The sequence below is a fragment of the Pseudomonas sp. PA-1-6B genome, from assembly GCF_021609545.1.
GTDB lineage: Bacteria > Pseudomonadota > Gammaproteobacteria > Pseudomonadales > Pseudomonadaceae > Aquipseudomonas > Aquipseudomonas fluorescens_BV.
Genome location: NZ_WJZM01000078.1, coordinates 1 through 25,535, shown reverse-complemented (window position 1 = coordinate 25,535; position 25,535 = coordinate 1). Strand labels below are relative to the sequence as shown.

Below are 25,535 nucleotides of genomic sequence, written 5' to 3'. Positions count from 1 at the left end.
GGCGGTGTGTCAGCCACTGAATATTCAACTGAGCCACCGCTATCGCAGGAAAGCCAGCTCCCACAATGGTCATGCATTGCCCACAAAAATCAGCGCCTGGCACAGATCCCTGTGGGAGCGGGCTTGCTCGCGAAGGCGTTGTGTCAGTCACTGAATATTCAACTGAGCTACCGCTTTCGCAGGCAAGCCAGCTCCCACACTGGTCATGCATTGCCCACAAAAATCAGCGCCTGGCACAGATCCCTGTGGGAGCGGGCTTGCCCGCGAAGGCGGTGTGCCAGTCACTGAATATTCAACTGAGCCACCGCTATCGCAGGCAAGCCAGCTCCCACACTGGTCATGCATTGCCCACAAAAAATCAGCGCCTGGCACAGATCCCTGTGGGAGCGGGCTTGCTCGCGAAGGTGGTGTGTCAGCCACTGAATATTCAACTGAGCCACCGCTTTCGCAGGCAAGCCAGCTCCCACACTGGTCACGCATTGCCCACAAAAAATCAGCGCCTGGCACAGATCCCTGTGGGAGCGGGCTTGCCCGCGAAGGTGGTGTGTCAGCCACTGAATATTCAACTGAGCCACCGCTATCGGAGGCAAGCCAGCTCCCACACTGGTCATGCATTGCCCACAAAAATCAGCGCCTGGCACAGATCCCTGTGGGAGCGGGCTTGCCCGCGAAGGCGGTGTGCCAGTCACTGAATATTCAACTGAGCCACCGCTATCGCAGGCAAGCCAGCTCCCACACTGGTCATGCATTGCCCACAAAAAATCAGCGCCTGGCACAGATCCCTGTGGGAGCGGGCTTGCCCGCGAAGGTGGTGTGTCAGCCACTGAATATTCAACTGAGCCACCGCTATCGCAGGCAAGCCAGCTCCCACAGGTTTTGGGGCGATGGCTGGAGAAGCTCATTTGATGCGGTAGTGGAAGGTGTTGCGCACTGCCGGTACGGCAACAGCTTTGCCATCGACGATTCTCGGCTGGTAGCGAAAAGTATTGGCCGCCGCCAATGAGGGCCTGATGAACAACGGGTGACAGCCGTCCAATACCTTGGGGTTTTCCACGTGCCCCTGGGTGTTGACGGTGTACTCCACCGAGCAGTCGCCTTCGATGTTCTTGTCCAGGGCGCGTTCGGGGTAGTCGGGGGCGGCCTTGCTCAAGGGTTGGTACTGGCGGCTGTCGAATGCAGGGGTAGGCGCAGGCACGGCAGCTCGGGCTTTTTCCGAAGCGGCACGCGCCTGACTCAGACGTTGCTGTTCCAACTCCCGATTGCGCTGCTCGGTCGCCATGCGCTGCTGTTGTTGCTCGAATTTCTTTTCTTCAACCCGCTTGCGCGCCAGCGCGGCTTTCTCGAGCTTTTGCGCCTGAACCTGCGGATCAACCGTCGGCCTGGTCGGTACCGGGATGACAACAGGTTCTGCCAGCGCGGCAGCTACGGGCTCGGGTGTCGGCACAGGCGCCGGCGCCGGCGCCGGAGCGGGTAAAACCACCAACTGCGTGTGCATCACCCGCGGCGCATCCACCCCTGGTCGCTCCGTCGACCAGCCCAGCATCAACGCCACTGCCACCGCACCATGCAGCGCCACGGCCAGACTCGCTGCCAGGCTTTTACGCCATAAACCATCGCCGTTGGGCGCCAAGGCCAGTGCCGGACTGTGCATGATCATTGCCGTCATTGCGGGGCCTCGGTGACGAGCCCAAGATTGCTGACGCCGCCCTTCTGCAGCACCGCCATGGCCGCCACTACACGGCCATAACCTGCATTGTCGTCAGCGCGGATATACACCTGGGTATCGCTGCGCGCCGCCACCACCTGCATGACCTTGGCGCTCATTTCTTCCAGGGTCACCGCGCTGTCGGTCTGCTGGCGCGTATCCAGCTCGCCACCCAGGTTCCAGTAGTAGCCACCGTCCGCCTTCACCGACAACGTCAGGATCTGCTGGCGCGTATCGGTGGCCAGCGCCTCGGCGGCGACCTTGGGCAGTTCGATCTTTACGCCCTGGGTGAGCATGGGCGCAGTGACCATGAAGATCACCAGCAGCACCAGCATCACGTCGATGTAGGGCACCACATTCATCTCGGCCTTGGGCCCGTGCTTGCGTTGCGGCCTGATCAACATCGCTTTGCTCCTTGTTCAGGCGGCCACGGCCAGGTTGATCGAGGTACCGCGCAGCATCCGGTGCAGGTGCACTTGCAGTTCATTGCCGAAAGCGTAGTAGCGCGTGAGCAAGGTCTGGCTGCGGGCCGCGAAACGGTTATAGGCGATCACTGCCGGAATCGCCGCAAACAGGCCAATGGCCGTGGCAATCAAGGCTTCTGCAATACCCGGTGCCACGGTCGATAGCGTGGCCTGTTGCACCTGCGACAAGCCGAGGAACGAATTCATGATGCCCCATACAGTCCCGAACAGGCCGATATAGGGGCTGACCGACCCCACCGTCGCCAGAAACTGCAGGCCCTTTTCCAGCTCCAGCTCCTGCTCGGTGATCGCTACCTGCAAGGCGCGCTCCACACCCTCGAGCACTGCCGGATCGTGGTGGTGCAGATGCTGGTATTCCTGCATGCCGGCAATAAAGATCGGCGCCACACCGCCCTCGCCCGCCTGCACGGTGTCGCGATACAAGGGTTGCAGGTCCGACACGACGCGAAAGCGCGCCAGGAAGCCGTTGAGCTGCCGTTCCAGACCACGCAGCACACTGCTGCGCTGAATGATCAGGTACCAGCTGAGCAAGGAAGCCAGCAGCAAAGTGACCATCACAGCCTTGACCAACAGGCTGGCGTCGCTGATCAAACTCCAGATCGTCATATGTTCCATCGTCGCGTGCATGGTAAAGCTCCTATTCGATTAAAAACGGATGACTGCGTGATGACAGCTCAGGGTAATTTCAACGCGCGGCTCACCTCGGCCCAGGGCACGAACTTGAAGTTCTGGGCTTGCTCAGGCATGCGCTTGCGCCCGTCCTGCACCACCAGCATGCCCTGGCTCCATGGCCCGCCGAGGTTGACGGCAGTGACCTCCAGGCCATCGGTTTCCGAGGCGCCATCAATGCCGGCGGCCGCATTGAGGCCAACGCGCAAGGCGCCGCGTACAGCGAATGGCGGCTCGGCGTCCAGCACCAGGTAGCTGTCATTGCCTTGGCTGGAGATCACCAGGTAATCCCGCGCGGGGCTTTGATACAGCGCCAGGCCTTCGACATCTGCGTGCAGTTGGGGGCCGACTTTGATCACCGGAGTGAGCGTGGCCGGTTGGTCGGCACGGGCATCCATCGCCCACACACCGACATCTTCCTCACCGATAAACAAGCGTTGGCGCTGGTCATCGGCCACACAGCCCTCGGGCTGGCTGTCGACCTTGAACTGACGCACCAACTCGCCCTGCACACGGCCAGCCGGCGCACTCAGGCGGTATTGCAGGAAGGTGCCATCCTTGTCATTGGCGAACGCGTAGAGTTCACCGCTGGCGGGCTGGTACAGGCAGATGCCGTAGATGTCCTTGAGTGGCGTGGGGACCTCACCGGCTTCAAGCAACTCGCCGCTCTGGCGGTCGATGCTGAACAGGCTCAGGCTATTGCGGTCGCGATTACTCGCCACGGCCAGGTCGACGGTGTGCGTACCGAGTTTGAAGCCAGGGCGTATGTCGACATTGTTCAGGCGCCCCACTGCCAGCTCCTGCAACAGCTTGCCGTCAAGATCGTAGGCCAGCAGGCCCTGTTTTTTGTTGGTCCCCAGTACGCGACTTTTGGCCGGCGTTTCAGGGTGAACCCAGATGGCCGGGTCATCCGCCGCGTCGCCTTGGCGACCCACGGGTTCGGTCTGGCGCAGTGCGGCGACTTGCGCAAGTATCGGCGCAACCGGCACCGGCGTGGCTTGCCAGTCAAGGCGGCCCTGATAGAGCTGCTCGCTGTCGTCGTCCCGCACCAGCACCTGCCGGCCGTGTATCACCAACTGCTCCGGTTCCTTGAGGCCCGGCAAGGCCATGCTGGGTTGCTCAACCCAACGTTCCCCGACTTGCTGGAACAGGTGCAATTGCGCGGTTTTCGGGTCCAGCGCGAGCATCCCGCCCGGCACCAGTGCCATGGCGCCTGCTTCGCGCTGGGGATCGTCGAACAGCGCCACGGGCGTGCGCTTCACCTCGGCTTCCGGGTGCGCCGGGTAGGCCCACCAGCCGACGTTTTGCTCGTTCACCACCAATCGCTCGGCCGCATCATCCACTTGGCAGTATTGCGCCGATGGCGGCAGTGGCAGGCTGCGAACACGCTGCGCCTGGGCCAACAGCGTCGAACCATTGCCCACCAGCCACTGCTCGCCCTTGCCCTCTTCACCGACCAGAAACACAAACAGGTTGGCCGCCGAATCGCGATAGAGGCACAGGCTATTTACCGCGAAGTCGCGGGTCGGCAGGTACAGCGGCGTACCCCAGGTTTTGCCGGCGCCATCGAGACCGATCAGCAAGGCCTGCTGGCGGTCGTTATCGAGGCTTGCGATCAGCGATTGAGCGCCGGCAGCGCGGGTGTCGAGGCTGCTGAAACGGCCTTTGAAGCGGGCCAGTTCGACGCCTTTATCGTCGACCAGCAGCAGGCCGTCGCGGGCACTGGCGGCAACGCGCTGGGTGCCGCCGGGCAGGAAGGCAACGGCTTGGGCGTTCAGGCTGGGTGCCCAAGGGGTCAACGGTAGGTCAGTGGCGAACGCATTGGCGCTGCTAACCAGTACGACCAGCAGGCACAGCTTGGAAATTCTCATGAACAAACAAATCCTTCAGCAAGCACGCGTTATCGTTAGAAATGGGTGAAGGTCAGGCCCAACTTGTAGGTGGGGCCGTACTCTTCGTACTGGCCGTTGTAGCTACGGTGGCCGGTGTAGACGAAGTACGACTCGTCGGTGAGGTTCTGTGCCTCGAAGCTGACCTGCAGGTTCTTGGTCAGTGAGTAGCGCGCACTGAAATCAACGAAGGTTTGCGCGTCGACGTGCAGGTCATGGGCCTTGTCATTGATCGACGCCAACTCATACAAATAGGCCGATTTGTAATTGGCCGACAGGCGCAGGCTGAGGGTGTCGTCTTCCCAGCCGAGCATCAGGTTGCCGACCGTGTCCGACTGGTTGGGCAGGCTGATGTTGCGCTTGCGATTGCGCCCACTGGTACTGTCGAAGCCCTCGATGTCCGCGCTGGAACGGCTGAAGGTGCTGTTGGCACCGATCATCAGGCCGTTCCATGGCGCAGGCAGCCAGTCGAACTTCTGTGAGTAGGCCAGTTCCAGGCCATACAGTTTGGCGCTGTCGCCGTTGGCAAAGGTGTGCGCCTCGGCGAAGTTGGCCCAGGCACCGGTACCAGCCACGTCGGTGTTGTAGACGAAGTTCTGGATGTCTTTGTAGAACACGAAGGCCGACACGGTACCGGCACGGCCCATGAAATGCTCGATGCCCAGGTCCAGGTTGCTTGATTCCAGAGGCTTGAGGTCCGGGTTGCCGAACGTGGCCTCGTCATCGTCGATCACAAAACCCGGGGCCAGTTGGCCAAAGGTCGGACGCACCACCGATTTGGTCCAGGCGGCGCGGACCTGGGTGTTCTTGTCAATCTGGTAGCGCGCATGCAGGCCCGGCAGCCAGTGGTGATAACGGCGCTTGGTCTCGGTGGCGCTGAACTGGCCGTCCGTGGCACCGGTGCCCTTGGCTTCGAACTCGGTACCCTCGTAACGCATACCGGCGATGAAGCGCCAGTCGTCAATATCGACGGTGTTCATCAGGTAGCCGGCATTGATGTCTTCGCGGATGGTGAAGTCATTGACAGTGGATTCGGTCGGGTCATAGAAGTCATCGCGATTGAGGCCGCCGATCAACTGGCGGATATTGCCCGCGCTGATGCCTGGGCCAAAGCGGCCGAGGCGGTAGTCGACGTTGCCCTTCTGGAACTGCGTGAGGTTGAGTTGTTCATCGCTCAAGCCCTGTTCATCCAGATCCTTGTAGACCCAGGCCTCCAGGTCATTGTCCTTGTGGCGCCGGCTGACCTTGCCGCCGAACTTGAACTGGGATGCGTAACCGCTGAGGTCATAGTCGCGGGCCAGGTCCAGGCGCAGGTTCTTCTCGGTGTCCTGGGTGTGCTGTTTTTCCCAGTCGACTTTGTCGAGGCTGAAATTGGCCGGGTCGTAGAAACCGCTACCAACGATCGGGCGCGGCTTGGCCTTGTCGTAGAAGCCGCTGTCGGCAAAGTCACCGCCGTCGAAGGTCGCACCGGCAATATGCCCCGGGCTGTCTTCGCTGGAACGGCTGTAACCGGCCTGGCCGCTCAAGGTCCACAGGCCGAGCATGCGTTCACCGCCCACTACGTAGGACTGGATTTGCTGGGTTTCCTCGCGGTTCTTGAGCTTGCGCTTACCCTCGGCGTCGCCCAATTGGCCGGGCGCTTGCGGGTCAGCGAACTCGAGGCTGGCAGCATTGCGGGTTTCGGTGTCCTTGTAGCGACTGTAGAGGGTGCGCAGGTAGTAGCTGCTCAGGTCATCGGGCTTGTAATCGAAGTTAAGGCCACCACCGGCGCGTTCACGGCTGATGTCGTAGTCGCGCTGCTCGAATTCGTTGAGCCGGGCGCCGTTGCTGAAGTCCCAGGCGCCGCCGGTTTCGACGTTGTCCGAGCCGAAATCACGCTTCTGCCAACTGAGGGCCGCGGCCACGCCAAAGTTGTCGATACCGTCGCCGAGGCTGAACCGGTTACTGGCGGCGCCGGAGAATTTGGGGCTGGTCTGGTGCGTGTTCTTGTCGTAACTGGCCTCGGTGCTGCCGGTATAGAACAGGCCCTTGTGGTCGAACGCCGAAAGGCTTTTCACATCGACGGTGCCGCCGAGGGAGTTGGCGTCCATGTCCGGTGTGAGCGTCTTGATCACGGACAGCGACTGCACCAATTCCGAAGGCAGAACATCGAGGGCCACGGCGCGGCGCTCGCTCTCGGGCGAGGGCACCAGGGTGCCGTTGATGGTCACGCTGTTGAGGTCCGGGCCCAGGCCGCGCACGCTGACAAAGCGGCCTTCGCCCTGGTCACGTTCAACGCTGATGCCCGGCAAGCGCTGCACCGCCTCGGCAACGTTCTCATCCGGCAACTGGGCGACGCCGTCGGCATGCACCACGCTCTTGATACTGTCGGAAGAGCGCTGCTCCTTGAGGGCGCTGTCGATCGCAGCGGCTTGGCCGACCACATCGACATGCTCGGTGGCCGCTTCCGCGGCGTTGAGCCGCTCGCAGGCTATCGCCAGAGCCAAGGCGGTAAGCGTAAAGCTGACGAGCCCGGTGCGCTTGTACATGAAACCCTCCCCAAGAATCCGTTGACGCCAGGCAAGGGGCCCGGCAACTGGGAGGGCAAGCTAGGGATGGGGCGTGACGGTTCTGTGACAGGGATGCGGGCAGAGCCTGTCAAAGCGGGGTTTAGAGGCTTCTGGAACGTGTAAATGAGCTGAAATGACCTAGGGAGAGCAAGCAGGCTTGCCTGCGATAGCGGCCGGACAGCCGATGCTTATCTCTCTGACACCCCGCAGTCCTAATGTGGAGCTGGCTTGCCTGCGAAGACGGCAGTTCAATCGACAGAGAAGTCGAATGTGCCGCCCAGGTAACCACGATGCGAAGCGAGGTGCCGAGTGGTGGGGCAAGAGCCTTTTGCTTACTTTTGGCTGGGCCGGCATTCCGGCTCTTTTCAAAAGTGAGCCGCTGTAAAAGCGGAACCCTAAGTGGCCGTTACCGCAGGAATGGATATCTACACAATCCAACTGTGTCGGCTGGTAGGTCGCCATCGCAGGCAAGCCAGCTCCCACATGGGTTCCATGTTCAGCTGAAAAATGTGCGAGGCCATGAGCTGATTCGACCCTCCCCGCCCGTCATCCAACCGTCACATCCATCTGCTGTGCTGGCGCCCATTACTCATTTGCCCAAGGACCCGTGGCCATGTTTTCCGTGCTCAAACCCCACCGCTGGAAACTCGCGTTGCTCCTGATCGCCGCCAACCTCGGGCTGCTCCTGCACCTGGCCTGCGGCGAGCTCAAGAGCGTCAGCGAATGGGTATGGCTGGATATCGTCGGCGAAGGCGGTTCGGCGCTGCTCGCGCTGATCTGGTTGGGCCTGGTGTTGAAAAGCCGCCCGGCCGGACGGGTCACCCAATACCTGGCGCTGGGGCTGTCGTGCATCTTTTTTTCCTGGTGGATCGACAGCCTCGACGAATTCATCCGCCTGCCTGACAGCGTGTCCTGGGATCACTGGCTGGAGTCAGGACCAATGCCGGTGGGCATGATCCTGCTGACGATTGGCATTTATCACTGGCACCACGAACAACTGGCGATCAGCGCGCAGATGGAAAAACGCGAGCGGTTGTTTCGCGAGCACCGACTATTCGACAAACTCACGCCCCTGGCCGGCGCCGACTACCTCAAGCGCCAACTCGCCGACAGCCTGCGCGACAGCCAAGCGCAGCAACAACCACTGTCGTTGCTGGCCCTGGACCTGGATAACTTCGCCACCATCAACCAGGTCTACGGGCATGCCGAGGGCGATGCGGTGCTACAGGCGGTCAGCCATATGCTGCTGCTCAACCTGCGCCGCCAGGACCTGTTGTGCCGCCTGGCGGGCGATCGTTTTGTGGTGCTGCTGCCCAACACCGGCGAGCGCCAGGCCCAGGGCCTGGCGCTGGAATTGCAACACGCGGTGCAGAGCCTCGCCCACAAGACCCGGCAACAGGGCGAACGCCTGCAACTGACGGCGACCACGGCGGTGGTAATGGCCTTGCAAGAGTCACCCCACGAGCTGCTCAAGCGGCTGAATATGGGCCTGGCCCGGGCCAAGCAACCCCTTGCGAAAAGTGCCTGAAATGGCCGTGAAAACCAGCTGGTATGAAAACGACAGCCGCTTCATCCCCGGTCACTATCAACCCGCCACGTTGATCGACCTGGGCTTGTCCCGGGACATCGACAGCCATCGCCTGCTGCGCGGCACCGGCCTGTTCCACGAAGACATCCTGGCCGGCAATGCGCGGTTGAGCCCGCAACAGTTCCTGGGTTTGATCGGCAACAGCCGCAGACTGCTGGATGCCGATGACAGCAGTTTCCTGTTTGGCCAACGCCTGCTGCCCGGCTACTACGGCGCGGCCAGTCATGCCCTGGGGCATGCGCAGAACCTTCATCAGGCCCTGGATATCCTGATCCAGCAACAAGTGCTGCTCAGCCCGCTGGCCACGCTGCAACTGGAGCGGGATGAGCACCACGCCTACCTGTATTGGTTGGACAGCTGCGGCGCCGGCGAACACTGGCGCTTTGTGCTCGAAGCCAGCATGACTTCGCTGGTTGCCATGAGCCAATGGCTCAGCGGCCAGCGCTTGCCGTGGGTGTGCAGCTTCAGCCATGCCGAACCTCGGTATGTCGAGCAATACTGGGTGCATCTGGGCGAACACACGCGCTTCGAACGTCCTCTGGACATGATGTGCCTTCCCCGTGAATACCTCACCCACATCTGGCCCGGCGCTTCGGCCACGGCGGGCCAGGTCGCGCGCCAGCAAGCCCTTGAACAAATCGAGCAACTGGGCTTTGCCACAAGTTTTCTGGACTGCCTCTATGCCTACCTGCGCGAACACGTGCGCCAGCCACCAAGCCTGGAACAGGCCGCGCACACCTTCGCCATGAGCCCGGCCACGCTAAAGCGCAAGTTGCAACGGCACGACACCGGTTTTCAGCAACAGGTCGACCGGGTGCGCAAGCACGTGGTGTTGCACCTGTACCAGGCCAAGGGGTGGAGTAACGAGCAAGTGGCGGCGTACCTGAACTTCAACGATGCGGCGAATTTTCGGCGCTCGTTCAAGCGGTGGACGGGCAGCACGCCCAACCTGATCCGCCAACTATTCAGCAGCCGCTAGCCAGGCGTTCACGCAGGAACTCCACCAGCGCTTGCACCGGGCGTGAACTCTGGCGGTGCTGCGGGTACACCGCCGACAGGGTCAAGGCCTCGGGGGCGAAGTCCTCCAATACCTTGACCAGACGCCCATCCTTCAAGGCCTCGCTGACAATGAACGTCGGTAGGTAGGTAACGCCCAAACCGGCTATCGCGGTATCGCGCAGCAGATCACCGTTGTTGACGCGCATGCGCCCGCTGACGCTCAAGGCTTGCACCTTGCCTTTGAAACGCCATTGCACCTGACGGCCGTGGCCGTAAGGCAGGCAATCGTGCGTGGTTAAATCCTCGGGTTTCAATGGCGTACCCCGCAGCGCCAGGTAGTCGGGGCTGGCGCAATACACCCGCTCGATAGCGGCGATCCGCCGGGCGATCAGGGTGGAGTCTTCCAGGGTGCCGATGCGCAGCACCAGGTCGTAGCCTTCGCCGATCAAGTCCACCGGGCGGTCGCTCAGGTCGACTTCAACGCAGACCTGCGGATGCTGGCGCAAGAACAACGGCAACAGGCAACCCAGGTGCGCCATGGCGAACGACAAGGGGGCACTGAGGCGAATGGTGCCGCGGGGTTCGCTGTTCTGGCCGGCGATGCCCTGCTCCACTTGCTCCACCTCACCGAGCAGGCGCAAGGCCGACTCGTAGTAACTCTGGCCCAGCGGCGTGACGTCCAGGCGCCGTGTGGAGCGGTTGAGCAGGCGTACGCCCAGGCGGTCTTCCAGTTGGATCAGGCGGCGGCTGACAAATTGCTTGGACAAGCCCAATTGCTCGGCGGCGGCAGTGAAACTGCCGGATTCCATGACCTGGCAGAACAGGCGCATGTCTTCGAAGGGGTTCATTGTCGCTTCTCAGGGGACGATGGGCTGTTTTATAGCCTGTCAGTGGTCACACCACAAACCAAAATGTGAACACGATCAAATGTGGGAGCTGGCTTGCCTGCGATGGCGGTGGTTCAGTTGAAAAATCGGTGGCTGGCATACCGCTATCGCGGGCAAGCCCGCTCCCACAGGGGATCTGTGCCAGGCGCTGATGTTGCGGGCAATACATAACCCGTGTGGGAGCCAGATTGCCAGCTCCCACAGGGCTTTGCGGTGTTTTACAGAGCAGGTTACTTGGCAGCGAACGCCGAGTAGCTGTTCATCAGGTTGCGGTAGTTGGGAATGCGCGGCGAAAGCAGGTTGGCCAGGCCTTCCATGTCGTTGCGCCAGTCCACTTGCAGCTCGCAGGCCACCGAGAACCAGTTGACCAGTTGCGCACCGGCGGCAGTCATACGCGCCCAGGCGGCTTGTTGCACGGTTTCGTTGAAAGTGCCGGAAGCGTCGGTGACCACGAAAACCTCGAAGCCTTCAGCAAGGGCGCACAGGGTCGGGAATGCCACGCACACGTCGGTCACCACACCGGCAATGATGATCTGCTTGCGGCCGGTCGCCTTGACGGCCTTGACGAAATCTTCGTTGTCCCACGCGTTGATCTGGCCAGGGCGCGGGATGTACGGCGCGTCGGGGAACAGTTCTTTGAGCTCAGGCACCAGCGGGCCGTTGGGGCCGCTTTCAAAGCTGGTGGTCAGGATGGTGGGCAGGTTAAAGAACTTCGCCACGTCGGCCAGGGCCAGCACGTTGTTCTTGAACTCGTTAGGGGAGAAATCCTGCACCAGGGAGATCAGGCCGGTCTGGTGATCAACCAACAAAACAACAGCATCGTCTTTGTTCAAGCGCTTGTAAGTCATGGGTAACTCCTTTGGGGATAGGGTGTTCTTCAAAAGGCAAAGCAGGAGCAGCCGAACGCACCCCAGAACCCCTGGAAGTCGCTGACCGGCACGCTGGAAAGGCGCGCTTTTTCATGGCTGTGGGCATGCACGCCACAAGGGCCGCTGCAGTGGTGAACCTGGGCCTGCATCGGCGACGTCGGCCGCCAGTGCCCCGGCACCTTGACCACTGGCGACCAGTCGGGCAGCACCGGTACCCGTGGCGGGGCGAAATCTTCGAAGTCGCCAGCGCCGTACACGACCTTGCCGCCGACCACCGTCAGCACCGACTCGATCCATTTGATGGCTTCTTCCTCGACACTGAAAAAGTCCGCCGACAACGCGGCGACATCCGCCAGTTGGCCGACCTTGATCTGGCCTTTCTTACCCTGCTCGGAGGAGAACCAGGCGCTGCCGTGGGTGAACAACTCCAACGCGGTAAGGCGCGGCAAGCCCTCGGCGTGCAGCTCCAGGCCACCGACGGTACGGCCGCTGACCATCCAGTACAGCGAGGTCCAAGGGTTATAGCTCGACACGCGGGTGGCATCGGTGCCCGCCCCTACCGGCACGCCTTCGGCCAGCATGCGCTTGATCGGCGGTGTGGCTTCGGCGGCCTTGGCGCCGTAGCGCTCGACGAAGTATTCGCCCTGGAACGCCATGCGATCCTGGATCGCAATACCGCCACCGAGGGCACGCACGCGCTCGATGTTTTTCGGGGTGATGGTTTCGGCGTGGTCGAAGAACCACGGCAAGCCATTGAACGGAATGTCGCGGTTGACCTTCTCGAACACGTCGAGCATGCGCGAGATGGACTCGTCGTAAGTGGCATGCAGACGGAACGGCCAGCGCTGTTCCACCAGATGGCGCACCACCGGTTCCAGCTCCTGCTCCATGGTCAGCGGCAGGTCCGGGCGGGGTTCGAGGAAGTCTTCGAAATCCGCCGCCGAGAACACCAGCATCTCGCCGGCCCCGTTATGGCGCAGGTAGTCATCGCCCTGATGCAGGGTGACGCTGCCGGTCCAGTTCTTGAAGTCGCTGAGCTCTTCCTTGGGCTTCTGGGTGAACAGGTTGTAGGCGATGCGCACCGTCAACTGTTGATCCTTGGCCAGTTGCTCGATCACCGCGTAGTCATCGGGGTAGTTCTGGAAGCCGCCGCCGGCATCGATCGCGCTGGTCAGGCCCAGGCGATTGAGTTCCCGCATGAACTGGCGGGTGGAGTTGACCTGGTATTCCAAAGGCAGTTTCGGGCCCTTGGCCAAGGTCGCATACAGGATCATCGCGTTAGGCCGCGCCACCAGCATGCCGGTAGGGTTGCCGTTGCTGTCGCGCACGATCTCACCGCCCGGCGGGTTCGGCGTGTCCTTGGTGTAGCCCGCCACCCGCAGGGCTGCGCGGTTGAGCAAGGCGCGGTCGTACAAGTGCAGCACGAACACCGGGGTGTCCGGGGCGGCCTGGTTGAGTTCTTCCAGGGTGGGCATGCGCTTTTCAGCGAACTGGAATTCGTTCCAGCCGCCCACCACGCGTACCCATTGCGGCGTGGGCGTGCGGTCCGCCTGGTCCTTGAGCATGCGCAAGGCGTCGGCCAGGGACGGCACGCCTTCCCAGCGCAGTTCAAGGTTGTAGTTCAACCCGCCACGAATCAGGTGCAAGTGCGAGTCGTTGAGGCCGGGAATTACGGTGCGGCCCTTGAGGTCGATGACCTGGGTGCCGCTGCCGCGCAGGGCCATGGCTTCGCCGTCGGTACCCACGGCGACAAAGCGCCCTTGGTGGATGGCTACGGCGGTGGCGCGTGGGTTTTCCCGGTCCACGGTGTGGAACTGGCCATTGAACAGAATCAGATCGGCGTTCATAGGGTTTCCTTTACAGAGGCTTCAAGCCAGGGAGCGAACAGGCGGGTGGCCGCCGGCATCAGCAGGTACACCACCAGCAACACGATGGTCAGGGTGACCAGGAAGGTGGAGACCACGTAATTGGACAAAAACGGGTGCAACCGCAGGATCGGCCCCCAGATAAACGGCAGCAGCAGGGTTTGCGGCAGGATCACAAACAGGCTGACCACCGCCTGCTTCCAGCGCGGCGGCTTGGCACCACCCTCGGCCTGGGGCGTGAACCAGAATTCATTGGCCGCGCCGATTTCCGTCTGGTCGCCGTCCGCCAGCATCGGCGCGGCTTCGTCGATCAGGGCCTGGCGTTGCGGGGAGCCGAGCCACAGCTCAAGGGCGCTGGTGGAGCGATAGCGCAGCACGCAAGTGAACAGCGCCATGCCGTTTTGCTGGCTGCGCACCACGTCAACACCAAGGTGCCCAGGGCGTTCGCCCGCGATGCGCACGATGCGGCGCAACCAGGCTTCGTACTCGACTTCAAAGCCGGGTTTGACCCGGTGCTTGACGACCAGGGTGACGACTTCGTCGGGGCTGGTGTTGGTGGTTGAATCCATGGCTGAGTGCTTCCCCGGGGTATTGAGCGATGGGGAGAGTCTGGCGGCTTGGCGGCTGGGGAGAATTGGATGTATGTGCTGTTTGGCTTGTTGCAGGCAAAACTATGTGGCCCGCGCCATATGCTCCGCAATCCTGCCCCTCAGCCACCGCTCCGCTGGGTCGTTGTCATGCACCCCGCTCCACACCATCGACAACTCCGCTGCATCAATCGCAAACGGTGGGTCCTCGGCGCGCAGGCGTGTGCCCTCGGTCAACGCGCACGCGGCGTAATCGGGCACGGTCGCGATAATCTGCGTCCCCGCCAGCAACGCCCGTAACCCGCTGAACTGCGGTACCGCCAGTACCACGCGGCGCGAGCGGCCGATGCGGGCCAGGTCCAGGTCGATATTGCCGCTCAGGTCACCGGAGAACGACACCATTGCATGGGGCCTAGCGCAGTAGTCATCCAGGGTCAGCGGCGCCTCGCCGTCATCGCCGCGCAGGACCTTGCAGGGGATATCGCGCAGCTTCTTGCGTTTGGCATTGGCCGGCAGGTCGGTGGTGTAGCTGACCCCCACGGAAATTTCACCGCTGGCCAGCAGCGAAGGCATCAACAGGTAATTGGCGCGGCGCACCACTACGATGATGCCCGGCGCTTCTTCGCGCAGGCGGCTGAGTAACGACGGAAACAGCCCGAACTCCGCATCATCGGACAGGCCGATGCGAAACACCGCGCAGCTGGTGGAGGGGTCGAAATCCTTGGCACGGCTGACGGCGCCCGAGATGGTGTCCATGGCCGGTTGCAGCTCCTTGAGTATCGCCAGTGCCCGCGCCGTGGGTTCCATGGCACGGCCGTTGCGCAACAGCAACGGGTCGTCGAACAAATCGCGCAAGCGGCCCAATGCAGCGCTCACTGCCGGTTGGCCGATAAACAGTTTTTCGGCGACTCGGGTGAGGTTTTTCTCGAACATCAAGGCTTCGAAAATCACCAGCAGGTTCATATCGACGCGGCGCAGATCGTTGCGGTTCATGGGCACTATCCAAACGTTTTCCAGGGGGCCAGGGAAGCATGCACTGCACGCCTGGGATTGCATAGCTGTGCTGTCTTTTCCAGCACCGCACCTGGCGAAATTAACAACGATTAACTCGTCAGCCAGGCACTCCGGCAACAAGATGAAGCGCGTCTACACTGCACCCATCCACCGGGAACGTTCCCATCGACTGCGGATATTTGTCATGGCCCGACTCGAGCAATATGCCCCCCGGTTGCCCGCCACCGGTGGCCTGTGCCCCCGGCGTGAGCGCATCGCCAAACAACTGATCCTCGCCAACCTCGGCGAAAGCCTGGCGATCGCCGACCTGGCCCAGGCCTGCGCCTTGTCGCGCAGCCATTTTTCCCGCGCCTTCAAGTGCACCACCGGGCTGTCGCCCCAGGAATGGATTCGCCAGCAACGCATCCAGCGCGCCAAGGAACTGATTACCGGCTCGTCCCTGAGCCTCACCCAGATCAGCCTGGAATGTGGCTTTTGCGACCAGGCGCACTTCTGCCATATGTTCACCCGCAGCGAAGGCGTCAACCCGATGACCTGGCGAAATCACCACTCGCGCAGCAAACCTGATGTGATCGCTGCCTAGTGGTCTGCACGTACCTGGAATATGCTGGCCGCTCCCTTCCTCCAGAACCTGGGCAGCCATGAATGACTTGAGCGACCAGGCCGTGCATTTCGGCCCCTACCGCATCCACCCGCGCCAGCGCCTGGTGCTGGAGGCCGGCCGCCCGCTACGTCTGGGGCGGCGGGCGGTGGACATTCTGCTGATCCTGCTGGAGCACGCCGGCAATGTGGTGAGCAAACAGGAGTTGATCGCACGGGTCTGGCCCAAAAGCGTGGTGGAAGACGGCAACCTGCGGGTTCACATGGCTGCGTTGCGCAAGGCGCTGGGCGACGGCCAGGCCGGGCAGCGCTATATCGTCACGGTCGCCCAGCGCGGCTACAGTTTTGTTGCGCCACTGAGCATCGAACCCATGACGCTGCCCACCGACGGTGCGCCCCAAAGCCCCAGCCATAACCTGCCCCTGCGGCGCACGCGCATGATCGGCCGCCAAGCGCTGATCGACGCCCTGGTACAACAACTGCCGCAGCAACGCTTTATCACCCTGACCGGCGCCGGTGGCATCGGCAAGACCACCGTCGCTCTACGGGTCGCGGAATTGCTGATCGGGCATTACCGCGACGGTATTCACCTGCTGGACCTGGCGCCGCTCAGTGCCGCGTCCATGATCCTGCCCAACCTGGCCGCCCTGCTCGGCCTGACACCGGGCGAGAATGCCTCCCTGGCCGGCCTCGCCCGCAGCCTGCAGGCACGCCAGATGCTGCTGGTGATCGACAACTGCGAGCACCTGCTCGACGACATCGCCCTGATCAGTGAAACCCTGCTGCGCCATGCACCGCACCTGCACATCCTCACCACCAGCCGCGAAGCCCTGCGCGCCGAAGGTGAATATGTGCAGCGCCTTGAGCCGCTGGCCTGCCCGCCCGCCACCGGCAACCGCGCCCAGGCCCTGGGTTACCCGGCCATGCAATTGCTGATCGAGCGCGCCATGTCCCACCAGGAGAGCTTTGCCCTCAGCGACGCTGAACTGCCCCTGGCGATTGATATCTGCCAGCGCCTGGACGGCATTCCCCTGGCGATCGAACTGGTGGCCGCGCAAATTGAACGGTTTGGCTTGCCGGGCCTGCTGGTGCAGATGGAAGACAACTTTCGCCTGCTGACCCGCGGCCGACGCAGCGCCCTGCCCCGCCAGCAGACCCTGCGCGCCACGCTCGACTGGAGCTTTGACCTGCTCACCGCGTGCGAGCAAATCTGCCTGCGCCGCCTGGCGGTCTTCCGTGGCGGCTTCAGCCTGGTCAGCGCAGCGGCGGTGATCGCCGGGGAGCAAGTGGCCCCCGCCGAAGTGCTGGGCTCCATTACGCAACTGGTGGCCAAGTCGTTGTTGAACGTGGAAGCAAGCGATGACGAGATGGTCTATCGCCTGCTGGACATCACCCGCACCTACGCCCTGGAAAAGCTCAGCCAGGCCTGCGAACTGCATGCCACGCGAGAGCGCCACGCTGCACGCTGCCTGGCGCTGATGGAACAGGCCCAGGGCGACTGGGACCTGATCGCCACACAGCCGTGGATCGACCGTTACGCACCGCTGCGCGAAGACGTGCGCGCCGCCCTCGACTGGGGCTTTGCTGACGGCGGTGCGCAGTTGCTGGCTATCCGCCTGACGGTCAGCGCGATGCCACTGTGGCAAGAGTTGTCGTTGCTGCGAGAGCACGGCGGCTATGTGGACCAGGCGCTGGCGCTGATCGGCCAGGTCACCGCGCCCTGCACGCAATTGACCCTGCAACTGCAATTGGCCCTGGGCAGCCTCTCCTACCACGCCATGGGCGCCGCACCTCGGACCATTGCGGCATTCGAGGGTGCCGCACGCCTGGCCGAGACAACCCAGGACCTTGGCGGCCAGTTGCGGGCGGTCTCCGGGCTGATGGCGGTGAACCTGTGCGCCGGGCTCTACGGCCCAGCGCAGGCGCTGAGTGTACAGTTCGAACGCCTCGACCCACGCACCGAGCCGTTGCTGGACCTTAGCGCGCAGCGGTTGCGTGCGCTGGGCCAGCATTACACCGGCAACCAGACGCTCGCCCGGCACCACGCCGAGCAGGTGCTGCAGCGCATGTCCCAAAGCGGTCACGTGAACCGCTTTGCCCTCGGCGTTGGCGTGCAGTACGACCAGGGCGTCGCCTCCTTGACCGTGCTGGCGCGAATCCTGTGGTTGCAGGGCTTTCCCGAGCGCGCCTGGCGCACCGCCAGTCAGGCGCTGGAGTTGGCGCTACAGATCAACCACGGCACCTCGATCTGCTACACCCTGGCCCTGGCTGGGGTGGTGATCGCCCGCTACAACGGCGCCGAAGACGACGCCCAAGCCCTGCAAAGGCTGCTGCTGGAGCAGTCGCACAAGCATTCGGTGCAGTTGTTCCAGACCTGGGCCGGGCATTACGCCGGTATTCTTGGCCATCCGGATTGGCAGGGCCTGGGCCTGATCCAAGACACCTTGATCACCTTCGGCACCCATGCCGTGGATGTGCCAACCCTGGAACGCGCGCGCAGTGGCGCGGCGGGCTGGTGCGCCCCGGAGATTCTGCGGGTGTACGCCTTGCAGCTAGAGGATGAGCACACCACTGAAACCCTGCTGCTGGAGGCGCTGGGCCTGGCGCACCAGCAAGGCGCCCTGGCCTGGGAGCTGCGCTGCGGCGCAGCCCTGGCGCAACTGTGGCAACAGCAGGGGCGCATTCAGCTCGCCAGGGACTTGCTCGGTTCAATCCATGCACGTTTCAGCGAGGGCTTCGCCACTCAGGATCTACTGCACGTGCGCTGCCTGCTCGACGAGTTGCAGGACAAACGGCCGGCCTGAGAACGCGCCCAGGCAAGGCGCGTAGCCTTGCTGCAAACGCGCGACCTGGCGCGGGTCGCGCAGTTGCCCCAGGGCGTAGCTGCGCACACAGTTGAGCAACCGATAGCGCGCCGGGCCCAGGCCGGGCTCGACGCTCAGCAGCGAGACGTTGACCAGGCGTGCCAGCAGGTAAGAAAGATCGGCATGTTCGAGCTCGGTACCGGTCACCAGGTCACTCAGGGTGGGTAAGGTGACTGCCATCTTGAACAGACTCAATTGCAGAAACAGCCAGCACTCCGGCAGGCTCAAGCGCTCGTAGCTCCAATCCAGGGCCGCGGTCAGTGAGCGATGGCGCTCCACTGCCGTGCGGCGCCCGCGGGCCAGCACTTGCAAGCCTGTGCGTACTTGCATCTGCACACCGCCGATGCCCAACGCATCCACCTGGGCGGCCGCCAATTCCAGGGCCAACGGCAGGCCGTCCAGACGCCGACACAGGTCGCCCAGCGGCGCCAGGTCCTGAGGCCGCAAATCAAACCCCTGCTGATTGGCACGCGCGCGCGCCACGAACAGTTGCACCGCAGGACAGGCCATCGCCTGCTCGACATTGGCCAACGACTTTGGCGACGGCACTTCCAGCCGAGGCACGCGCACTGCCCACTCGCCAGGGGCCAGCAAGGCTTCGCGGCTGGTGATCAGTACGCTGATGCCCGGCGCCGTCTCGCGCAGCGCACGCATCAGTTGTCGACACGCGGCCAGCAGCAGGTCAGCGCCGTCGAGTACCAGCAACACGTGGCGCGAGGCCAGGCGCCGGCCCAGTTCGTTGAGGCTCGCGGGCGTCGAATGCAACTGCAACACCCTGGCCAGGCTACCGAGCAGTTCGCTCGGGGTTTGCACAACGGTCATGTCGACCCACCATACGCCGTCGCGATAGCGCGGCAATACCCGCTCGGCCAGGGCCAGGGCCAGCGTGCTCTTGCCAATGCCGGCCACGCCGGTGAGGGTCAATAAGCGCTGCACAGGCAACCGTCGCGCCAGCACGCCCACCAGTTCATCACGCCCCCACACCGGGCTGAGCCGTGCAGCCAGGTTGTGCTCAGGCAGCAGCGTCGGCAGCGCGTCCTGCGCAGGCGCAGCGAAGCAGTAACCGCGCTGGGGGTGATTGAGGATCCAGCGTTGGCCGTCCAGGGCACGACGCAGCGCGGCGATATGCACACGCAGGTTGCTGTCTTCAACGACGCTGTTGGGCCACACCCGTTCGATCAGGGTCGCCTTGCTGACGAAGTGCCCGGGCGCTTCGAGCAGTACCGCGAGAATATCCAAGGCTCGCCCGCCCAGTGGCACCGGCCAGCCCGCCTTGCTGACCAGGCGCTGCTGCCGATGAAAGATGTAGGGGCCAAAGCTCACCGCCGTAGCATTTTGCATGTCCGTCACAGCGCTGAAACACCCGTGCTTGAGTGCCTGCGCATCCTTTTTCCATGGGCTCGACGCTATCTTGCCAGTTGGCGATGACAGGACAATGCTGGCACGGGGAGCGATACGGACAATCGGGTGCCTGAGACGGACATGGTGTCGCTAACTGAACTGTTGTCGGTATTGGGTCGGGTTCAGCCCGAGCTTTTCGCTGAACAGAAAGCGCATATGCCGCACGCTGCCAAAGCCTGCGTGGAAGGCCACGGTCTTGAGCGGCAGGTCGGTGGTTTCCAGCAGGTGCCGGGCCCGGTCGATGCGCGCGCCCTGCAGGAACGCCATGGGCGTCATCTGCACCTCCTTGGCGAACAGCCTCGCGAAGTGGCGTGCGCTCATTCCGGCCAACTCAGCCATGGACTCGATGGTAAAGGGTTGATCCAGATGCGCCAGGATGTGGTTCTGCACGCGGGTGATCGGAGTTTCCTGAGGCGCCACGGCCGCGGTCATCGGGCTGAACTGGGCCTGGCCGCCCTGGCGTTTCATCACCACCAGCAGCACCTTGGCCACGTCCACCGCCACCTGCTTGCCGTGGTCCTGGGCAACGACCGACAGGGCCAGGTCGATACCCGCAGTGACGCCGCCAGAGGTGATCAGGCGCCCGTCCTGCAAATAGATGCGATCGGTCTCGACGATGGCGTTGGGAAACGCCTTGATCAACCGCTCGGTGTAGTGCCAATGGGTGGTCACGCGGTGCCCGTCGAGCAAACCTGCGTGGCCGAGCACAAAAGCGCCGGTGCAGATCGAGCCAAAACGCCGAGCCCGTGACGCCGCGGCTTTGAGCCAGGGCAACAACGCGGGGTGGCATTCGTTATAGGCGCCGGGGCCGCCAGGCACCAACAGCAGGTCATAAGCCGCCTGGGCCTGGTTCAACAGCAGGTCGGTCTGCACGCTCACGCCATTGGAGGCCTGCAACGGGCCGGGCTCAGTGCCGATGGTCAGGATCTGGTAGTGGTCGGCCGCTGGCAGGTAGCGGTTGGCAATCGAAAACACTTCCAGCGGCCCGGCCATGTCGAGCAGCAGGAAGTCCGGGAACAGCGCCATGGCCACGGTTTTCATAAGCGGGAAATGTCCATCGAGAAGGAGTGCGACGGGCATTATGGCACGACTTTAACTGTCAACTTGAAAGAGACAGTTATTCTATTTTCATCTTCTTAATCAATCATTCGTTAACCATTAACCTTCTTCTCAACGCAAGCGCTCTGCATCTCGCAGCCCGCGCTCACTTGAGGACTGGACCATGCTGACCCTTCGCAAAGCTTCCGAACGCGGCGCCGCCAATCACGGTTGGTTGAAGTCGTTCCACACCTTCTCTTTCGCCAACTACTGGAACCCCAAGGAACAGGGTTTTTCCGATTTGCTGGTGATCAACGATGACCGCGTCGCCGCAGGCAAAGGTTTCGGCCAGCACCCGCACCGCGACATGGAGATCTTCTCCTACGTGCTCGAAGGCGCGCTGGAACACAAGGACACCCTAGGCACCGGCTCGGTGATCCGCCCCGGCGATGTGCAACTGATGAGCGCGGGCAGCGGCGTAGCCCACAGTGAGTTCAACCACAGCCAGCGTCATGGCGTGCACTTCCTGCAAATCTGGATCGTGCCCAACGAAGCAGGCGCCAAGCCGCGCTATCAGCAGGAGCACTTCACAGAAGCGCAAAAACGCGGGCGTTTGCAGTTGATCATCTCACCGGAGGGCGCCAACGGTTCGCTGAAAGTGCGCCAGGACGCACGGGTGTATGCCGGGCTGTTCGACGCTGACGAAAGTGCCCGCCTGGAGCTGGCACCGGATCGCTACGCCTACATCCATGTGGCGCGCGGCAGCGTTGAACTCAACGGCCAGCGCTTGCAGGAAGGCGACGGTGTACGGGTACGGGACGAACGCCAGATCCGCCTGAGCCACGGCGAAGACGCTGAAGTACTGGTGTTTGACCTGCGCCCCAACGAACTGCCGCAAATGCCATGACGGCGGCAGTGTTGGTCCCGCCAGCGGGACCATCGTTGGCATCGATAGTCACCATCAGCGCAATGAAGTTCTCTAAAAAAATGCAACGCGTAACATCAAACCCATGCCAAACGGCACCCAACTAAAACACTCGGAGCACATCATCATGAAACGCCAACTCTTGCTTAGCCTCGCTTTCTCGGTACTCGCTGCAAACGCTTTTGCCCACCCGGTTGTCGCTGAAGGCGGCGCGGATCGCCTGATAGAAACCCGTGTTGCCGAAGGTGGCGCGGATCGTCTGCAAGAACGTGGTTTGGCTGAAGGCGGTGCTGATCGCTTGCAGGAACGTGGTCTGGCTGAAGGCGGTGCCGATCGTCTGCAGGAACGTGGCCTGGCTGAAGGTGGTGCCGATCGTCTGCAGGAACGTGGCCTGGCTGAAGGTGGTGCCGATCGCCTGCAGGAACGTGGTCTGGCTGAAGGTGGTGCCGAGCGTCTGCTGAGCACCCACGTATAACCCCGCACTGTTGGCGGGACACCCCAAACCGGCCTGATCAGCCGGTTTTTTTTCGTCTTCGATTTGCCTGGGTATCCACACGATGTCGACTGAAGCGCTAAGCCGTTCCTCAACCCGGCAACGGGATTACCCGCAGCGGCCGTACCGACTTGTAGGAAAAACTCGAATAGATCTCCTTGACGCAAGGCAAGGTCTGCAAGACCTCTCGGGCAAACTCACCGAACGATTCCAGGTCCTTGGCCACTACTTCCAGCAAAAAATCATAGCGCCCAGAGACGTTATGGCACGCCACAATTTCTGGGATGGCCAACAGACGTTGCTCGAACGCCCGGGCAATTTCCTGGGTGTGGCTTTCCATCATGATGCTGACAAACGCGGTCACCCCGTAGCCCAGTGCCTTGGGCGAGAGAATCGCCTGGTAGCCACTGATCACCCCACTTTCTTCCAAAGTGCGCACCCGACGCCAGCACGGTGAAGTGGTGAGCGCCACCCGCTCGGCCAACTCGGCCACGGTCAGGCGGGCATTGCCCTGCAACGCGTTCAAAAGGGCTTTATCGGTGCGGTCCAGCTTGATGGGCATAACGTGCCTCTAATCCTTATTTTTATCGGTGTTTGATCCACAAACGCGGGTTTTTCCAGGCTTTTTTGCAAGGTTCATCTGTGATTATGAGCATAGCATTGTAGGAAATAAGGAGCGCCCGACATGCACAATAAACACACCACATTCGGCTTTTCCACCCGTGCCATACACCACGGCTATGACCCCCAGGACCACCACGGCGCACTTGTCCCGCCGATCTATCTGTCTGCGACCTTCGCCTTTCCCACCGTCGAATACGGCGCCGCCTGCTTTGCCGGCGAAGCCAGCGGCCACTTCTATACGCGCATTTCCAACCCGACCCTGGCCCTGCTGGAGTCACGCATGGCCAGCCTGGAAAACGGCGAGGCCGCCGTAGCGTTCAGCTCCGGCATGGGCGCGATTGCCGCGACGTTCTGGACCCTGTTGCGCCCGGGCGACGAGATCATCGTCAGCCAGACGCTCTATGGTTGTACGTTCGCCCTGCTGCACCACGGCCTGAGCGAATTCGGCATCAAGGTGCGGCATGTCGACCTGACCGACCTCACCGCCCTGCAAGCAGCGTTCACCCCGGCCACCCGCATGCTCTACTGCGAGACCCCGGCCAACCCCAACCTGCGCCTGATCGACATCGCCGCCGTGGCCGAACTGGCCCATCAGCAGCCAAATGTCACCGTGGTGGTCGATAACACCTATTGCACTCCCTACCTGCAACGCCCCCTGGAACTGGGTGCCGATGTGGTGGTGCACTCGGCCACCAAATACCTCAGTGGCCACGGCGACATCACCGCAGGCATCGCGGTGAGCAACCAGGCCCTGGCGCAGCGCATTCGCCTGCAAGGGCTCAAGGACCTGACCGGCGCGGTGATGTCGCCCCAGGACGCCGCATTGCTGATGCGTGGCCTCAAGACCCTGGGCCTGCGCATGGACCGCCATTGCAGCAACGCCCAAGCGGTGGCCGAGGCGCTGCAGGCGCACCCTGCGGTGCAGTGGGTAACCTACCCCGGTCTGCGTTCTTTCCCACAATACGAACTGGCAAGCCGGCAAATGAAACTGCCCGGTGGCATGATCGCCTTTGAACTCAAGGGCGGCCTCGAAACCGGTCAGCGCTTCATGAACGCACTGCAACTGTTCACCCGCGCAGTCAGCCTGGGGGATGCCGAATCACTGGCCCAACACCCGGCGAGCATGACCCACTCCACCTACACGCCCGAACAACGGGCGCAGCACGGTATCAGCGAGGGCCTGGTGCGTTTGTCGGTGGGGCTTGAAGACGTTGCCGACCTGCTGGCCGATATCCATCAGGCCCTGGCGAAGTGCAGCGCTCCCAACCTGCGGCCCATTGCGACAGCGGCGTATGCGATGAAATAGCGTCCAACCCCATGGGTTATGCGGTGCCTGGGCGGCGGTCGGAAGGATCCGACTGCCGCTCTGCCTGTTTAATGTTCTTTTTTCGCAGATTGGATCCCCCTCCTTTAGCCAGCCTGTACTAGCATGTCAGCGGCGGGACGCACTATCACTGCAGGTTATTCACATCAGTTACCTTCTTAACCCCCGTCGCTATAAGGCCCAATACCTGCACGAAACTCATGGACGAATTGATGAACTCACACCTGTTCCCACAGATAGGCAAGGTCATCGCCAGCACCGGCAGCCGCCATTTCCCACGCATGCTGCATGACCTGATCCTCACCCAATTGGCAGTGGACGCCACCCATATCACCCAATTGCAAGTCAGCCGCGAAGGCCTTGGCCGCCGCAAGATCAGCCCGGTGTACACCGATTCGGTGGCGGCCCTGGGCAGCGAGCAACTCGCCGCACAACTGCACCTCACGCGCCGCAAGGACGATGTGCGCTATGTACTGTCGGTGTATCGCTCGCACCCGTCCGACAGCTTTTCCGCGCAAGAACGCAGCATGCTCCAGGACTTCTCCACGCTGTTGCTGCCCATGGTGGAAAAACACATCACCGCGCTGCAGCCATCGCTCCCGGACAGCCCGTGCGCAGTGCCTCAACCCCAGGGCATCGACACCTTGCGCCGACGCATCCAGGAGCGCCTGCTGCAATCGGGGCTGACCTTGTCCAACCGTGAACTGGAAGTGTGCGTAGGCCTGCTGGCCGGGCGCACCGCGCCGGAGTTGGCCGAGCAACTGGCGTTGAAGGTCAACACCATCGAGAGCTACCTCAAGCGTGCGGCGATCAAGTTGGGGATCAGCGGGCGGCACTCGTTGTTGCGGTGGATGTACTCGACCGAGTCTGACACGGCCCTATAACCCAAGCCTACATCCCATGTGGGAGCTGGCTTGCCTGCGATAGCCATAGGTATCTACATAACTCTGTTAGCTCAACGGTAACCACGATGCGACGCGAGCCGCTCTTGATCTTGATCTGCTTTTGATCTTAGGCGCCCCGTTAAACCACGCTGGCGGATTACGGGCACACCGAGCCTAAGCGAGGTGCCGAGTGGTGGGGCAAGAGCGTTTTGCTTACTTTTGTCTGGGCCGGCATTCCGGCTTTTCAAAAGTGAGCCGCTGTAAAAGCGGAACCCT

21 protein-coding genes are annotated in these 25,535 nt (G+C 62.4%); 7 read left to right on the top strand and 14 right to left on the bottom strand.

Features of this window, described 5'->3' with window-relative positions:
- Window positions 1-898 precede the first annotated feature (898 nt).
- From GIV35_RS25165 to GIV35_RS25145, 5 genes are read right to left on the bottom strand one after another with little or no spacing between them, the layout of a single operon-like run.
- The gene (locus GIV35_RS25165; protein WP_236304477.1) at window positions 899-1,666 is read right to left on the bottom strand and encodes an energy transducer TonB; all 768 of its coding nucleotides are present in this window, start codon (window positions 1,664-1,666) and stop codon (window positions 899-901) included.
- A complete protein-coding gene (tolR, locus tag GIV35_RS25160) occupies window positions 1,663-2,109 on the bottom strand; it encodes a protein TolR (protein WP_034127399.1) in 447 nt (148 codons plus the stop codon). The genes GIV35_RS25165 and tolR overlap by 4 nt, the downstream gene beginning before the upstream one ends.
- Before the next feature lie 15 nt (window positions 2,110-2,124).
- Window positions 2,125-2,817 (bottom strand): protein TolQ, encoded by a 693-nt coding sequence (gene tolQ / locus GIV35_RS25155; RefSeq protein ID WP_200648425.1) that lies wholly within the window; start codon window positions 2,815-2,817, stop codon window positions 2,125-2,127.
- A gap of 47 nt (window positions 2,818-2,864) precedes the next feature.
- Window positions 2,865-4,730 carry a phytase gene (locus GIV35_RS25150; RefSeq protein WP_236265320.1) on the bottom strand — a complete coding sequence of 622 codons (1,866 nt, stop codon included), beginning with the start codon at window positions 4,728-4,730 and terminating at the stop codon, window positions 2,865-2,867.
- Between the two features lie 35 nt (window positions 4,731-4,765).
- The gene (locus GIV35_RS25145) at window positions 4,766-7,276 is read right to left on the bottom strand and encodes a TonB-dependent receptor (RefSeq protein ID WP_236265322.1); all 2,511 of its coding nucleotides are present in this window, start codon (window positions 7,274-7,276) and stop codon (window positions 4,766-4,768) included.
- A 634-nt stretch (window positions 7,277-7,910) separates the two neighbouring features.
- On the opposite strand from GIV35_RS25145, the gene GIV35_RS25140 reads away from it, so the two are divergent.
- Together GIV35_RS25140 and GIV35_RS25135 are read left to right on the top strand one after the other, a co-directional pair.
- Window positions 7,911-8,825: a GGDEF domain-containing protein gene (locus GIV35_RS25140; RefSeq protein WP_213153213.1), complete on the top strand. Its 915-nt coding sequence runs from the start codon at window positions 7,911-7,913 to the stop codon at window positions 8,823-8,825.
- Window position 8,826: 1 nt separating this feature from the next.
- The gene (locus GIV35_RS25135; protein ID WP_236265324.1) at window positions 8,827-9,864 is read left to right on the top strand and encodes an AraC family transcriptional regulator; all 1,038 of its coding nucleotides are present in this window, start codon (window positions 8,827-8,829) and stop codon (window positions 9,862-9,864) included.
- On the opposite strand, the gene GIV35_RS25130 is transcribed toward GIV35_RS25135, so the two are convergent.
- The 5 genes from GIV35_RS25130 to GIV35_RS25110 all read right to left on the bottom strand — a co-directional run bounded on the left by GIV35_RS25130 (window position 9,851) and on the right by GIV35_RS25110 (window position 15,085).
- Window positions 9,851-10,732, bottom strand: coding sequence for a LysR family transcriptional regulator (locus GIV35_RS25130; protein WP_032903519.1), 882 nt, complete (start codon window positions 10,730-10,732; stop codon window positions 9,851-9,853). The two genes, GIV35_RS25135 and GIV35_RS25130, sit on opposite strands and share 14 nt — an antisense overlap.
- A gap of 269 nt (window positions 10,733-11,001) precedes the next feature.
- Entirely contained in the window at window positions 11,002-11,619 is a 618-nt protein-coding gene (gene ycaC, locus GIV35_RS25125; protein ID WP_105227108.1) for an isochorismate family cysteine hydrolase YcaC, read from the bottom strand.
- 29 nt (window positions 11,620-11,648) lie between these two features.
- Complete coding sequence (locus GIV35_RS25120; RefSeq protein WP_105227109.1) at window positions 11,649-13,487, bottom strand: amidohydrolase; 1,839 nt, start codon at window positions 13,485-13,487, stop codon at window positions 11,649-11,651.
- The gene (locus GIV35_RS25115; protein WP_057974877.1) at window positions 13,484-14,074 is read right to left on the bottom strand and encodes an antibiotic biosynthesis monooxygenase; all 591 of its coding nucleotides are present in this window, start codon (window positions 14,072-14,074) and stop codon (window positions 13,484-13,486) included. Before GIV35_RS25115 ends, GIV35_RS25120 begins: the two co-directional genes overlap by 4 nt.
- A 102-nt stretch (window positions 14,075-14,176) precedes the next feature.
- Window positions 14,177-15,085: a LysR family transcriptional regulator gene (locus GIV35_RS25110; RefSeq protein WP_003191909.1), complete on the bottom strand. Its 909-nt coding sequence runs from the start codon at window positions 15,083-15,085 to the stop codon at window positions 14,177-14,179.
- A 205-nt stretch (window positions 15,086-15,290) separates the two neighbouring features.
- Here GIV35_RS25110 and GIV35_RS25105 point away from each other — a divergent pair, with 205 nt between their 5' ends.
- Window positions 15,291-15,689 (top strand): helix-turn-helix domain-containing protein, encoded by a 399-nt coding sequence (locus GIV35_RS25105; protein WP_003191911.1) that lies wholly within the window; start codon window positions 15,291-15,293, stop codon window positions 15,687-15,689.
- Between the two features lie 58 nt (window positions 15,690-15,747).
- A complete protein-coding gene (locus GIV35_RS25100) occupies window positions 15,748-18,510 on the top strand; it encodes an ATP-binding protein (RefSeq protein WP_236304437.1) in 2,763 nt (920 codons plus the stop codon).
- Here GIV35_RS25100 and GIV35_RS25095 read toward each other — a convergent pair.
- Together GIV35_RS25095 and GIV35_RS25090 are read right to left on the bottom strand one after the other, a co-directional pair.
- A complete protein-coding gene (locus tag GIV35_RS25095; protein WP_236265681.1) occupies window positions 18,457-19,911 on the bottom strand; it encodes a winged helix-turn-helix domain-containing protein in 1,455 nt (484 codons plus the stop codon). The genes GIV35_RS25100 and GIV35_RS25095 overlap by 54 nt on opposite strands.
- 150 nt (window positions 19,912-20,061) lie before the next feature.
- On the bottom strand, window positions 20,062-21,012 hold the full coding sequence (locus GIV35_RS25090; RefSeq protein ID WP_105227113.1) for a GlxA family transcriptional regulator: 951 nt from the start codon (window positions 21,010-21,012) through the stop codon (window positions 20,062-20,064).
- A gap of 181 nt (window positions 21,013-21,193) precedes the next feature.
- Here GIV35_RS25090 and GIV35_RS25085 point away from each other — a divergent pair, with 181 nt between their 5' ends.
- The gene (locus tag GIV35_RS25085) at window positions 21,194-21,916 is read left to right on the top strand and encodes a pirin family protein (protein ID WP_034127388.1); all 723 of its coding nucleotides are present in this window, start codon (window positions 21,194-21,196) and stop codon (window positions 21,914-21,916) included.
- 121 nt (window positions 21,917-22,037) lie between these two features.
- Here GIV35_RS25085 and GIV35_RS25080 read toward each other — a convergent pair whose 3' ends face one another.
- Both GIV35_RS25080 and GIV35_RS25075 read right to left on the bottom strand, forming a co-directional pair.
- The gene (locus tag GIV35_RS25080) at window positions 22,038-22,403 is read right to left on the bottom strand and encodes a hypothetical protein (RefSeq protein ID WP_236265679.1); all 366 of its coding nucleotides are present in this window, start codon (window positions 22,401-22,403) and stop codon (window positions 22,038-22,040) included.
- A 115-nt stretch (window positions 22,404-22,518) separates the two neighbouring features.
- Window positions 22,519-22,989, bottom strand: a complete 471-nt coding sequence (locus GIV35_RS25075) for an Lrp/AsnC family transcriptional regulator (RefSeq protein WP_014718112.1) — start codon at window positions 22,987-22,989, stop codon at window positions 22,519-22,521.
- Between the two features lie 123 nt (window positions 22,990-23,112).
- On the opposite strand from GIV35_RS25075, the gene GIV35_RS25070 reads away from it, so the two are divergent.
- Both GIV35_RS25070 and GIV35_RS25065 read left to right on the top strand, forming a co-directional pair.
- Window positions 23,113-24,357 (top strand): methionine gamma-lyase, encoded by a 1,245-nt coding sequence (locus GIV35_RS25070; RefSeq protein WP_236265678.1) that lies wholly within the window; start codon window positions 23,113-23,115, stop codon window positions 24,355-24,357.
- 230 nt (window positions 24,358-24,587) lie between these two features.
- The gene (locus GIV35_RS25065; RefSeq protein WP_177430936.1) at window positions 24,588-25,259 is read left to right on the top strand and encodes a helix-turn-helix transcriptional regulator; all 672 of its coding nucleotides are present in this window, start codon (window positions 24,588-24,590) and stop codon (window positions 25,257-25,259) included.
- The last annotated feature ends 276 nt before the right edge of the window (window positions 25,260-25,535 follow it).

Coding starts and splice junctions, on each gene's coding strand:
- GIV35_RS25165 (WP_236304477.1), bottom strand. CDS start 1,666: ATGACGGCAATGATCATGCACAGTCCGGCACTGGCCTTGGCGCCCAAC.
- tolR (WP_034127399.1), bottom strand. CDS start 2,109: ATGTTGATCAGGCCGCAACGCAAGCACGGGCCCAAGGCCGAGATGAAT.
- tolQ (WP_200648425.1), bottom strand. CDS start 2,817: ATGCACGCGACGATGGAACATATGACGATCTGGAGTTTGATCAGCGAC.
- GIV35_RS25150 (WP_236265320.1), bottom strand. CDS start 4,730: ATGAGAATTTCCAAGCTGTGCCTGCTGGTCGTACTGGTTAGCAGCGCC.
- GIV35_RS25145 (WP_236265322.1), bottom strand. CDS start 7,276: ATGTACAAGCGCACCGGGCTCGTCAGCTTTACGCTTACCGCCTTGGCT.
- GIV35_RS25140 (WP_213153213.1), top strand. CDS start 7,911: ATGTTTTCCGTGCTCAAACCCCACCGCTGGAAACTCGCGTTGCTCCTG.
- GIV35_RS25135 (WP_236265324.1), top strand. CDS start 8,827: ATGGCCGTGAAAACCAGCTGGTATGAAAACGACAGCCGCTTCATCCCC.
- GIV35_RS25130 (WP_032903519.1), bottom strand. CDS start 10,732: ATGAACCCCTTCGAAGACATGCGCCTGTTCTGCCAGGTCATGGAATCC.
- ycaC (WP_105227108.1), bottom strand. CDS start 11,619: ATGACTTACAAGCGCTTGAACAAAGACGATGCTGTTGTTTTGTTGGTT.
- GIV35_RS25120 (WP_105227109.1), bottom strand. CDS start 13,487: ATGAACGCCGATCTGATTCTGTTCAATGGCCAGTTCCACACCGTGGAC.
- GIV35_RS25115 (WP_057974877.1), bottom strand. CDS start 14,074: ATGGATTCAACCACCAACACCAGCCCCGACGAAGTCGTCACCCTGGTC.
- GIV35_RS25110 (WP_003191909.1), bottom strand. CDS start 15,085: ATGAACCGCAACGATCTGCGCCGCGTCGATATGAACCTGCTGGTGATT.
- GIV35_RS25105 (WP_003191911.1), top strand. CDS start 15,291: ATGGCCCGACTCGAGCAATATGCCCCCCGGTTGCCCGCCACCGGTGGC.
- GIV35_RS25100 (WP_236304437.1), top strand. CDS start 15,748: ATGAATGACTTGAGCGACCAGGCCGTGCATTTCGGCCCCTACCGCATC.
- GIV35_RS25095 (WP_236265681.1), bottom strand. CDS start 19,911: ATGCAAAATGCTACGGCGGTGAGCTTTGGCCCCTACATCTTTCATCGG.
- GIV35_RS25090 (WP_105227113.1), bottom strand. CDS start 21,012: ATGAAAACCGTGGCCATGGCGCTGTTCCCGGACTTCCTGCTGCTCGAC.
- GIV35_RS25085 (WP_034127388.1), top strand. CDS start 21,194: ATGCTGACCCTTCGCAAAGCTTCCGAACGCGGCGCCGCCAATCACGGT.
- GIV35_RS25075 (WP_014718112.1), bottom strand. CDS start 22,989: ATGCCCATCAAGCTGGACCGCACCGATAAAGCCCTTTTGAACGCGTTG.
- GIV35_RS25070 (WP_236265678.1), top strand. CDS start 23,113: ATGCACAATAAACACACCACATTCGGCTTTTCCACCCGTGCCATACAC.
- GIV35_RS25065 (WP_177430936.1), top strand. CDS start 24,588: ATGAACTCACACCTGTTCCCACAGATAGGCAAGGTCATCGCCAGCACC.